We start from the raw sequence: 11,548 nt of genomic DNA, 5'->3' as shown, positions 1-11,548 counted from the left end.
CCTATTTTTTGTCGCGGTTTACGTTTAAGCTGCGGGGTACCGTGTATGGGTTGTTTCTGTTAGGCATGCTGGTGCCTATTCACGCGACACTCATTCCGATCTTCCTGATCATGCAAAAGGTACATTTGCTGGATACGCGGTTAGCATTGATTCTGCCCTATACGGCGTTCCATCTTTCCTTGACCGTGTTTATCCTGGAAGGCTTCATGCGGGGATTCCCGAAGGATCTGGAAGAATCGGGTGTCATGGACGGTGCAGGAATTTATCGTATTTTCTGGTCGATCCTTCTTCCGATCACAAGACCAGCCCTGGCTACGGTCGTGATACTAAATTTCATTTATAACTGGAATGAATATTTGTTCGCCCTTGTACTCATTACCTCGGGTTCCCTAAAGACGTTGCCTCTCGGCCTTTCTAACTTTGCCGGCATTGAAACGGCCAGTATGACACTGCAGATGGCCGCGCTTACGATTGCCCTGATCCCGATTATTATCTTCTATCTGCTGCTGCAGAAGCAGCTGGTAAGCGGTATGACGGCAGGGGCGGTCAAAGGGTGATGCGCAGGGCAGCCTGAAGGAGAAGATCGCATGAAGACAAGCTTCAGAAGGCATCTAGGCAATTTCAGCTTGAAAAAGAAGGCGCTTGTCATATTTTTGCTGTTCGTCCTTTTGCCGACTCTCGGCGTTGGCGTCGTCGTTCAGCATAAATTTAATCAGATCCTGGAAGAGCGCTTTATTAACTCGACCAAACGCAATTTGGACAATGTAACGAATCAGCTTGAAGAACAGACCGCTATGGTGAAGGACATTGCCAATTATTTGATTCTCAGCCCGGATATGAGGACTTTTTTAAGAAGCAGCCCTCCGCTCACGAGCGATCAAAAGACGGATCTCAAGCGGAAGATCGAAGACTTTCTGACGTTCCAGCTGATGTCGAAGAGCTACATCCGTTCGATTGAAATTTCGGGACTGAACGGAAGTTTTATCGGGATGGGAGAACCGTTTTACGGGGACGAGTCGCGGTGGATGGAGCAGGCGAGGCAGCGGAAGGGAGGGATCGTCTGGACGGAAGGGTATGAGCTGAACAGCGGATGGAACGGACGTGTCCGCGTGCTGTCCTTGTTTCGTTTGCTTAATTCGTACAGCGAAATTACTAAACCTCTGGGCAGCTTGATCATTCGTCTGGATGAGGCGAGCATCGTGGAGCTTCTGGAAAAAGGGATTTTCGAGGAGGGCAGCGGGAGCGTGTTCATCGTTGGGGATCAGGGGCAGATGATTATGGAATCGAAGCATCATTTGCCGAAGGCATATGTGCCGGACGATGCACTGATGAATGAGCTTGAGATCAGCCAAAATGGCTTTATTACGGCGAAAATAGAGGACAAGCGGTATCTGACGCTTTATAACCGGATCGAAAATACGGACTGGACGATCATCTCGATGATTCCGGAAGTGAAGGTCAATCAGGAATTCCGGAGCGTCAAAATATTGATGATCTTCATCATCGCCGTAATACAGCTTCTCGGACTCACGGCGCTCATCGGGTTCCATTATACGATTATCCGCCCGATTCTCCGGCTGAAAAAGGAGACGAACCGCGTAACCTACGGCGATTATAACGCTCGGGTTCCGGTCAATTCCCATGACGAGATTGCCGAGCTTAACCGTAAATTCAATGAAATGGTGGTCACGATTAAGGAATTGATTGAGCATAAATATAAGCTCGAGCTTCGTCAGCGGGAATCGGAGCTAAAGCTTATGCAGAACCAGATGGACCCCCATTTTTTGTATAATACGCTTGATATGATCCGCTGGACGGCTAGGCTGGAGAAAGCGTCGAAATCGAGCCAGTTGATTGAGATGCTCTCGAAGTTTTTCCGCAGCAGCATCGACAACGGGAACTACGAGACGTCTCTCTACAAAGAAATGGAGTTCGTGAGGTCGTATTTGTTTTTGCAGCAGAATCGCCTTGGTGACAAGCTTCAGTATGCGCTGTTCATGGAGGCTGGGATCGAGCAGGTGCCGATTCTGAAAGCGACCATTCAGCCCTTGGTGGAGAACTTTATCAAACACGGTTTAGACAAAAATAAGCCGCGGTATATCGTACATGTGAAATGCTACAAAAACACCGGCGAAATCTGGATCGATGTGGTTGACAATGGGTCGGGAATGGAGCCGGAGCGTAAAGAAGAAGTTCAGGCCGCGCTGGAACATGCGGGGGCGGACGTCAACAGGGAGGGCGCCATGATGAACATACACGATAGACTTTCGATCTATTTCGGTGAAGGGTTCGGGCTGCAAATCGTTCAGACTTCTACGGACGGGACTTGGGTGCGGCTGCGGATTCCCGATGCTGACATACAGCTTAGCCTGGCGGTGGATGAAAATGACGGTTAACCCGGAACAGTCCAGAAAAATCAGGATGCTCATCGTCGATGATGAAGCCGTGATCCGCGAAGGACTTCATCATACGATCGATTGGGCAGATTATGGCGTCGAAGTTGTCGGAGAAGCGGAAGATGGCAGAGAGGCGCTGCAGCGAATCGCCGAATGCGGCGGCGTAGATCTCGTTCTCTCAGATATCCGCATGGACGGCATGGATGGGCTTCAGCTTGCTGAGCGGTTGAAGGTCCTCTTTCCGGAGGTGTGCATGATTCTGGTCAGCGGCTATGAGGATTTTGATTACGCGCGCCAAGCAATGCGGCTTGGTGTGACGGATTACTTGCTTAAGCCGGTGGACGTCGATGAACTGACAGCCGTTGTGAAGGGAGTTGTCAGCCGGGTCGACCGACAGGAGCATATGGGACTGCAGGAAGCGAGACATTGGTTTGCAGGCCTTGTCAGAAGCGGTTTTGCATCCGGCAAAGTTCCCGCCTGCCTGCTGGGGACGGAGTATCGTATTGTGGCTTCGCAGATCGCCGAATATCATACCCGGTTTGGCGGAACGGCGTCAGATGAATTGGAAGCGCTCCAAAATCGATGGAGTAAGGCGATTAACCATCTGTTTAACGCCAATCATAGCCTGGAATCGGTATCCGTCCTGAAGAACAAAAATCTGATGATTTCGCTGATCGTGGTGAAAACCCCCCAGGAGCGTCCGGTCTGGGATGAACTGCTAAGCGGAATGATAGCAGCATGCATTGAAGAAATAGGTACCGTTTACCTCGGCGTCTCGGCACCTTTCAATACGCTTGAGCTTGCTGCGTCCGCATGCATGGAAGCGGTCAGCCTGCTGCCGTATTATGTTCTGGAAGGACAGCAGCTGCTGATTCCTGAATACCGGGAAGCCATGGAGATGCAGAGGGTGATTCCAAACTATGACACGGTGACGGCTGTCCGGGAGCTGGTCAGCAGGCTTTTTAAACAAGATGCTGAAGAACTGGGTGCATTTATCGCCGACATGTTTACCGTATTCCGGGAAACAGGACTTTTACTGGAGGATATCCTTCATATTTATGAAGAATTATGGGTACTGCTGCGCCAGCAGCTGCGCCGAAGCGGGATGCCGGATATGGATGTCGGGTTCAAGGCGGCTGCCGACTTGAACATTTACAATTCTTATCATTCCCTTCAAAAGCTAGTGCTGGACGAGATGCTGGAACTGCAGCACCAAGTCAACGTAAGCGGACTTGATAAATCTTACTGGATTATCGAGAAAGCGAAGAGGTACATGGATGATCAATTCAGGATGGATTTAAAGGCTTCGGAGGTTGCCTCCTGGCTGAAAATCACGCCAAGCCATTTCAGTTATATATTTAAGCAGAGTACGGGTAAGGGCTTCACCGAATATATGAACGAGAAACGGATTAACCATGCCAAGAAGCTCCTTGCGACGACCCATGATAAAGTATTCGAAATTGCAGACCAGGCGGGGTACAAGGAGTATAAATATTTTGTGTCGGTTTTCAAGACGTATACGGGAATGACTCCGAAGGAATACCGCGGGTTGATGGCCGGTAAAAAGGCTGAGGGAGAGTAGTGAAGGAGATATCGGAAGGGGACTTAAGGATGGAGAAATATAGACAGCCTGGTTATTCAATCGAGGAAAGGGTCCAAGATTTGATCGAGCGGATGACGCTGCAGGAAAAAGTAGGGCAGCTGAATCAGCGGATGTATGGATGGGACGCTTATGTCCGGACAGGCGAAGAGATCACGCTGACCGATGCCTTTAAAGAGGAGGTCGCCCGCGGCGGAGGAATGGGTGCGCTGTATGGATTGTTCCGCAGCGATCCTTGGTCCGGCGTTCATTATGGGAACGGAATCCCGACAGAGAAAAGCGCGGAAGCCGCCAACAAGGTTCAGCGTTATGTCGTCGAAAATACGCGCCTCGGGATACCCGTACTGCTGACTGAGGAGTGCCCTCATGGGCACCAGGCGTTGGACGGAACGCTGTTTCCGGTCAACCTTGGCGTAGGCGCCACTTGGAATCCGGATCTGATGCAGCGCGCCAGTTCATACATCGCGTCAGAGATCCGGAGCAGGGGAGCCCATATTGGACTTGTATCGGCTCTTGATATATTGCATGACCCGCGCTGGGGGCGTTCCGAAGAATGCTTCAGTGAAGATCCTTATCTGGCTGCGCGGTTTACGGAAGCGGCCGTACGGGGAATGCAGGGCACTACGCCCGAAATGCTGGCGGGTTCAGACAAAGTGGCTGTTGTGCTCAAGCATCTCTGTGCCCAAGGGACTGCGCAAGGCGGGCGGAACGCCGGGCCTGCGGCGATCGGCGAACGGGAGCTGAGAGAGATTCATCTGCCTGGCGCCAATGCTGGTGCAAAGGCGGGAGCAGCCGGCTTTATGGCTGCCTATAATGAAATCGACGGGATTCCCTGTCATGCCAACCATGCCCTGTTAACAGGCATCCTTCGGGAGGAATGGGGATTCGAAGGGATCGTCATGGCCGACGGCGTCGCCGTGGACAGGCTTGTAGCGCTGACGGGGAGCCATGAGTCCGCTGCCGCCCTCGCATTGTCTGCAGGCGTTGATCTGAGCTTATGGGACACTGCGTTTTCCACTCTGGAAAAGGCGGTGAGCCAGGGGTTGACCTCCGAACAAACCATCGATCGTGCAGTAAGCCGGGTGCTTCGCCTCAAGTTCCGGCTCGGACTGTTTGACCGCCCATATGCAGATGAGACCCGGGCCATTTCGGCTGTAGGCGCGCCGGCAGCGCGGGAAACCAATCTTCAGCTGGCACGGGAGTCCATCGTCCTGCTTAAAAATACGAATCAGCTGCTGCCGCTGGACATTCCGAAAGGGGAGAAGCGGAAAATCGCAGTCATCGGTCCAAACGCCGATCGCTTGTACAACCAATTGGGTGATTACACGAGCGTGCAGCGGGAAGGGAAAGGGACGACCGTTCTACAAGGCATTCGAACGTGCGCACCGGAAGGGACCGAATTGGTCTTTGCGCTTGGCTGTGGAATCCGTGACGGATCAACAGCAGGCTTTAAGGAAGCTATCGCCGCCGCCCAGGAGGCGGATGTGGCCGTATTGGTGCTCGGTGGAAGCAGCGCCCGTCAGTTTAACGGGGCCTTTGACAGCAATGGTGAAGCCATCGTGGGAGAAGGAAGTCCCTCCGAAATGGACTGCGGCGAAGGCGTAGATTTGGCCAGTCTATCTCTTGGTGGTGTTCAGGAACAGTTGGTTGAGCGTATCGCCGCCACGGGCGTACCGATCGTTGCCGTCATGATTCAAGGCCGCCCTCATGCACTAACCGGGATTGAGGCGCACTGCGATGCGATATTATGCGGGTGGTATCCTGGAACGGAAGGGGGACAGGCTATTGCGGAGATTCTGTTCGGGAAGGTGAATCCAAGCGGGAAACTGCCGGTTTCGATGCCCCGTTCCGCGGCTCAGCTGCCCGTATACTATAATCAGAAGGATCCAGGGAGACCGCGTCATTACGTTGATATGCCTTCTTCTCCTCTATATCCTTTCGGTTATGGGCTTAGCTACACGACATTTGAATACGGGAATGTTTCCCTTTCCACTGATCGGATCAAGGTGAGCGAGTTGGAAGCTGGAGAACACGTAAGCGTAACAGTCGGGATTGTTAATGCCGGGCCACGCAGCGGCGCTGAAACGGTCCAATTATATATTCAAGTGCGGGAATCTGGAATTAGCCGGAGGATCGCCGAACTCAAGGGATTTCGGAAGATCGAATTGGCGTCAGGGGAACAGCAGAGCGTTGTCTTCAAACTTGGTCATGAGGAGCTGGCTTTTTGGAATCAGGACATGCTGTTTAACGCACAGTCCTGCCGGGTGCGGATCATGGTCGGAGGAAGTTCCGTGGATACAGCCGGAACGGAATTATTGATCGTCCCTTAAATGAAGCCAGATCGTTATCATCGAATATGCCTGACATAGATAAAACCCGCCTTCCAGGAGGCGGGTTTTTATGCTGTATGATGTGATACTTATGTGAGCCGAGTGTAGGGAGGCTCGTTCACTTAAGAAGCAAGGTGATTCCCTTCAGAAGTTAAGCGGCAATACTGTTAGAATACGATCATCCGCTTATTTGCGCAGCGCTTCCGGATCAATCGGTGGAACCAGGCCTTCGCCGGCCGCCCGGGTCAGCAGCGAAGTGATCGCGGCGTATCCGTCGTCCCCGAGGTTGCGCGTAAAGTCGTTGACATACAGGTCAATATGCTGCTGGGCAACGTCAGGATCCAGCTCCTGGGCATGGCTCAGCACGTATTCCCGGGAAGCTTCGGGATGGGCCCAGGCGTATTCGACGGATTGACGGATCCAGTCTTCGATCGCGTCCAGGTCGAGGGATCGCTTGGCAATGATCGCGCCGAGCGGTATCGGCAGGCCGGTATCGCTTTCCCACCAGCTGCCAAGATCCGTCATCAAGGATAAGCTGTAGGACGGATACGTGAATCTGGCCTCATGAATGACCAGTCCTGCGTCAATCAAGCCGTCGCGGACGGCAGGCATGATTTGGTCGAACGGCATCACCACGATTTCGCCAATCCCGCCCGGTACGTTCTGGGCGGCCCACAGGCGGAAGAGCAGATAGGCCGTCGATTTTTCGCTCGGAACAGCAACCCGGCGTCCGCTGAGTTCCGATGGGTCGGCCTGGCCGCCTTTGGTCAGTACCAGCGGGCCGCAGCCGCGGCCTAAAGCGCCGCCGCAAGGAATGAGGGCGTACTCGTCCAGAACCCATGGCAGGGCGGCATAAGAGATTTTAAGCACGTCCAGGTCGCTGCCCGGGTTCGATGCCAGGTTATTCGTAATATCAATATCCGCATAGGTCACTTCCAGCTCCGGCGCGCCTGGAATGAGGCCGTGCGCCGCGGCATGGAAAACAAAAGTGTCGTTAGGGCAAGGGGAAAATGCAATTTTCATCGTTTCAATACCTCCACTAAGATTGAGCTTGCTGCTTCAAGTGCTTCGAAAGCTTCTTTCATCCGCCAGGCGGAGCGGTCCCGGGGACCGATGGCATTCGAGATCGTACGGATTTCCAGGCAGGGGAGTCCGAACAGCCGGGCGGCCTCGGCCACGCCGAAGCCTTCCATCGCTTCCGCGGCGGCATCCTCGTACCGCTGCCTTAACGCGGCGGCGGTTTGGGCTGAGCCGGTCCCGGTCGAGACCGTCAAGACGGCACCGCTGCGAACCGCCAGTCCGGCGGAAGCCATGGCTTCCTCAAGGCGGCGGACGAGTGGAAGATCCGGCTCGAGGCGGGAAGAGCCGAACCCAAGCTCGTCCACGCTGAGAAAGCCGTCCGGCGTCTCCGCGCCAAGATCAGCCGCGATCAGCTGATCGGCAATGACGATCGAGCCGATACCGGCCCGATCCGTAAACCCGCCGCCGATACCGGCGCTGATGACCAGGCCGTATTCTTTGCCGGCCAGAACGCGGGCCGTTCGCGCCGCCGCGGAAGCAGGCCCGACGCCGGCCAGCTCGACGTCGATAAAATCCGGGCTGCCGAGTCCGCGAAGGACCGCCTCCCGCTCGGCCTCGACGGCCGTCATGATCAGCACCCGGGAGTGATTGGTTGTTGGTAAGTTCATGTGCGTACCTTCTTATCGTATAGTTTGCAGGCCGTATATGCTGCTTCAATATATAACCTTATCCTGATCGGAGCCGCGTGTAAAGTGCGGGGGGATGAAGACGGATCGCTGCGTGTTGACAACGAAGAACACCCCTGGGCCTTTTTTGGCCGCAGGGGTATGATGCATTCATTCGATAGTATAGGTGTTGGAATGCGTAATGAGAACTTTCACCTTCACATCATCAACGTTTATTTTAGACAGAACCGGCCCCCGGGAGACGGTTCGTTTCCAAAGGTCATAGTGATGACGGTATAACCATTCCTCGAACCCGAACAAGTCGATATGTTTGCTCTTTGCATCGTTAAACTCCTTCAGGATGTCCTCTTTCAGGATCGCCTGGGCCTTCTGCTCCATCGCATGATCCGTCGCGGCATACCCTTTACCGGTGTGCGTCTCTAGTACAGTGGCATTGACCGTAATGTTGATATTTAAGTTTATGCTCCCTGACGTATCCGGATTTAACGAGATTTTCGTATTTGGCGACGTCAAATTTAACGTGTTGTTCCGGCCATTCTTTTCGGGCAGGCTGAGCGGGTATCTCACCATGTGGCTGTACCGGATCAGTCTGGCGCCCATCATATCCTCCTCCGCGACCGATCCTTCGTTCGTTCCTTTGTTGATGACGAACACGCCGGTGAGCTCCATCATGGAGGGGGTTTTATCCTTTTGGTTGGCTACCCATTTCCGGTCCGTTACGGACAGGACGGGAAGCAGGACACTGGTTGCGGGCTCCCGGATGCTGTTGACTAATTTTTGCAGCTGAATCGGCATCGTCGCGGATCGCTGCTTATAGCTCTCCTTCGGCTCGAACATTTCCAGCAGCAGGGGAGACTGATTCAACGTCGTATCAGCCATGAATATCGACGTGATCGGTTTGTCGGTTCCGTACACCCAGGATGTATACCTCAGCTCTCTGGAACGCAGCAGGCTGTCGAAAATATCTTCCAGCTTCCCTAGCGCGGATTTTGTGATGACGATCGCTTTAACATGCGTCCATAGCGTATGATGCTGGGCGGACCTGTAAATATCGTTGATGGCCAATAACACGGTGGGACCTTTTCCGATTCCGATCCAGGTGGATGCAGGCTTGGATTCCCCGCTGCCTTCCCTGGTACCAACGGCGGAGAAATCGGTCAGCTTGACATATACGACATAATGATCCTTCTCGTAATCGATGCCGAGCGCCGTTACGATATTCATATCCTGTACCGCCTTCAGGTCCCAGCAGCCGGTCAACAGCAGGGAGCAGACCAGAACAATGATGATGGCTTTCATCCGTTAATCCCCCTTGCGGGTATTGTCCTGCGTCCTCAGTGCCCGAGGGCGGTATTTGATCAGCTTGACCGGCATTCGTAACAATCCTTCCCAGAAATCCCTGGCGATATAGGGGGAAGCGGGAGCGAGATAGGAAACCCCGTAGCTTTCCAGCGTGGCCAGGTGAAGCAGGACGGAGAACATCGCGATAAAAAATCCGAACATGCCGAGGAAAGAAGATAGCAGAAGCACGTATACCCTAATGATCGCCGTCGTTCCCGATAGAATTTGATTGACCAGCGTAAAGGTGGCGATAATCGTCACGGCCACCGACACCACCATTGTCGGCGACGTAATTCCTGCCCGGATCGCCGCATCGCCGACAATGAGTCCTCCGACGACTGTTACTACGGTCTGGCCGACTGGTTTTGGGAGGCGAGTGCCCGCTTCATGAAAAACCTGGAACAGGAACAGTATCAAAAAGCATTCCATCGGAATCGAGAACGGAAGTCCGATTCTGGAATTCATAATGGTTGCCAGCAGTGGAGTCGGAACCTGCTCGAGGTTGAAGGTGGTCAGCGCCACGTAAAATCCAGGCAGGAACATAGCGATGAAGAGGCCCGAAATCCGCAAAAACCTTTGCACCGAGACGATGTGAAAGGGCATGTTGGCGTCTTCCGGCGATTTGATCAGGTTGAAGAGTGTGATAGGTGCGATGATTCCCATCGGCGATCCGTCGAACATAATCGCGAAGCGGCCGGCCAAAAGGCTGGATGCGACATAATCCGGCCTGCCGACATAATCGGTCAATGGAAACATGCTTTTGATCGACCCCTGAACGAGGTCCTCGATTTGCGTAGAGCCAATGATTGCATCCCCTTGATAACTTTGAATCTTCTTCCTGATTTCATCGACGATTTCCGGGTTAATGATATCCCGGATGTACATCAGGGCGATTTGGGTGTGGCCCCGCTCGGTGAGCACGAATTTTTCCACGCATAACGACTGGGTCCGCAGACGTTTGCGAATAAGCGCGAGGTTCATGCTCAAGTTCTCGGTAAATCCGTCCTGGGGCCCCTTGATGGAAGATTCCGTGGAAGACTCCTCCGGGGACCGGGATGGCGTGCTGCTGACATTCAACTGGTAGAAGGCGTTCATATGCTGGAAGTACAAGATCAGCATTCCCTGAAACACCTGGGTATCGAGCTCGTACAGTATATTTTGGGTTTTCATTTCCTGTAGAGGCAGCGTTTGATAAGCTTGGATGACGTCTTTGCTAACGAATCCCGTTTCTTTGTACATCTGTTCCAGCCTTGGAAGGACAAACTGGTTGATTTGCACCACATCCGTCATTCCTTCACAATAGATCAGGAGAATGGACTGCTTCAGATTCCCTTCCCCCACCACAAAGGGATGAAGGACGACGTCGCCGCATTGCTCGTAATACTTTTGAAGGAACGGGATATCGATGTCTTCCCGTCTGGCATGAGGCTGCTCTGTGCTAGATTTCATGGTGTTCTCGTCCTTTCTTTCGGGATGATATGAGAGCCAAAACAAACAATACGAGGGCCAAGGCTCCCAAAAAGGCGGCAGAAAACGGGAAATACAAATTTTTTAGAAATTTCAAAAAATTGATATCGTTTGGCCCGAATAAGCAAATGAGCAGGACCAGGCCGGCAGCCGTAACGTATGCGACAATTCGCGGTATCTTTTGTTTAATATTCCAAATATCCACCATAAAATACAGGGCGAGAGCAATCCGAATAAAGGCTCCCGACAGCCATTGATATATGGAGAAAAAGTCCGTTTGAGCGATATATCTTCCGATCGTGGCCACGCGCCATTCTTCATACGCCGGATACAATTGCCTGGACGCCTCAAATGGATCGAAGATCGTGATGGCGCCAATCAGCGGCCCCATGGTGAGTCCGATCAGGGCCAAGGCAAGTACGTATAACTGCCAGGCCTTTGCAGGCTTCGCCAATTTGGGCTGGATGAACAGGTACATGATGATTTCAAAGGATCCCGCACATGAATTGGCCAAACCGTGAAACACCGGCGCCCAGCCTTTGGACAGAACAGGCAGCAGCTGGCTGTAATCCTTGGATTGAAAATTGACCGTCATGATGAAAAATCCCAGAAGAACGACGAACGGCAGGAGAAGGCCGGCGGAAACGGCAATGGGCTTAAATCCCTTGATCGCCGCATATAGGCATAGAAGCAGCAGAACAATGGTGG

The 11,548-nt window shown here is 53.0% G+C and carries 9 protein-coding genes; 4 read left to right on the top strand and 5 right to left on the bottom strand.

Annotated features, from left to right (window positions below):
- The 4 genes from CPT76_RS15175 to CPT76_RS15160 form a co-directional block, all read left to right on the top strand.
- Positions 1-557 (top strand): carbohydrate ABC transporter permease (locus tag CPT76_RS15175; protein WP_105443484.1); only part of this gene is annotated, 557 nt, incomplete at its 5' end.
- Positions 558-587: 30 nt separating this feature from the next.
- Positions 588-2,396: a cache domain-containing sensor histidine kinase gene (locus CPT76_RS15170; protein ID WP_105443483.1), complete on the top strand. Its 1,809-nt coding sequence runs from the start codon at positions 588-590 to the stop codon at positions 2,394-2,396.
- Positions 2,386-3,978 carry a response regulator gene (locus tag CPT76_RS15165; protein WP_181152862.1) on the top strand — a complete coding sequence of 531 codons (1,593 nt, stop codon included), beginning with the start codon at positions 2,386-2,388 and terminating at the stop codon, positions 3,976-3,978. The genes CPT76_RS15170 and CPT76_RS15165 overlap by 11 nt, the downstream gene beginning before the upstream one ends.
- Positions 3,979-4,007: 29 nt before the next feature.
- Positions 4,008-6,326 (top strand): glycoside hydrolase family 3 N-terminal domain-containing protein, encoded by a 2,319-nt coding sequence (locus tag CPT76_RS15160; RefSeq protein ID WP_105443481.1) that lies wholly within the window; start codon positions 4,008-4,010, stop codon positions 6,324-6,326.
- A gap of 186 nt (positions 6,327-6,512) precedes the next feature.
- Here the strand turns inward: CPT76_RS15160 and CPT76_RS15155 are convergent, their stop codons facing one another.
- From CPT76_RS15155 to CPT76_RS37445, 5 genes are all read right to left on the bottom strand, one after another.
- Positions 6,513-7,349, bottom strand: coding sequence for a 1,4-dihydroxy-6-naphtoate synthase (locus CPT76_RS15155; protein ID WP_105443480.1), 837 nt, complete (start codon positions 7,347-7,349; stop codon positions 6,513-6,515).
- Positions 7,346-8,014 (bottom strand): futalosine hydrolase, encoded by a 669-nt coding sequence (locus CPT76_RS15150; RefSeq protein ID WP_105443479.1) that lies wholly within the window; start codon positions 8,012-8,014, stop codon positions 7,346-7,348. Before CPT76_RS15150 ends, CPT76_RS15155 begins: the two co-directional genes overlap by 4 nt.
- 168 nt (positions 8,015-8,182) lie before the next feature.
- Positions 8,183-9,331 (bottom strand): Ger(x)C family spore germination protein, encoded by a 1,149-nt coding sequence (locus tag CPT76_RS15145; protein ID WP_105443478.1) that lies wholly within the window; start codon positions 9,329-9,331, stop codon positions 8,183-8,185.
- 3 nt (positions 9,332-9,334) lie between these two features.
- Entirely contained in the window at positions 9,335-10,822 is a 1,488-nt protein-coding gene (locus CPT76_RS15140; protein WP_105443477.1) for a spore germination protein, read from the bottom strand.
- A partial coding sequence (locus CPT76_RS37445) for a GerAB/ArcD/ProY family transporter (RefSeq protein WP_105443476.1) occupies positions 10,812-11,548 on the bottom strand: 737 nt, incomplete at its 5' end. The genes CPT76_RS15140 and CPT76_RS37445, both read right to left, overlap by 11 nt.

The sequence above is a fragment of the Paenibacillus sp. AR247 genome, assembly GCF_002968895.1.
GTDB classification, from domain to species: domain Bacteria; phylum Bacillota; class Bacilli; order Paenibacillales; family Paenibacillaceae; genus Paenibacillus_AQ; species Paenibacillus_AQ favisporus.
Note: the sequence above shows the minus strand (reverse complement) of the source record. Positions and strands in the feature narration are given on the sequence as shown.

Bases quoted from the DNA above. Each gene is read 5' to 3' on its own strand.
- CPT76_RS15155 (WP_105443480.1), bottom strand. From the start codon at position 7,349: ATGAAAATTGCATTTTCCCCTTGCCCTAACGACACTTTTGTTTTCCAT.
- CPT76_RS15145 (WP_105443478.1), bottom strand. From the start codon at position 9,331: ATGAAAGCCATCATCATTGTTCTGGTCTGCTCCCTGCTGTTGACCGGC.
- CPT76_RS15160 (WP_105443481.1), top strand. From the start codon at position 4,008: ATGGAGAAATATAGACAGCCTGGTTATTCAATCGAGGAAAGGGTCCAA.
- CPT76_RS15170 (WP_105443483.1), top strand. From the start codon at position 588: ATGAAGACAAGCTTCAGAAGGCATCTAGGCAATTTCAGCTTGAAAAAG.
- CPT76_RS15150 (WP_105443479.1), bottom strand. From the start codon at position 8,014: ATGAACTTACCAACAACCAATCACTCCCGGGTGCTGATCATGACGGCC.
- CPT76_RS15140 (WP_105443477.1), bottom strand. From the start codon at position 10,822: ATGAAATCTAGCACAGAGCAGCCTCATGCCAGACGGGAAGACATCGAT.
- CPT76_RS15165 (WP_181152862.1), top strand. From the start codon at position 2,386: ATGACGGTTAACCCGGAACAGTCCAGAAAAATCAGGATGCTCATCGTC.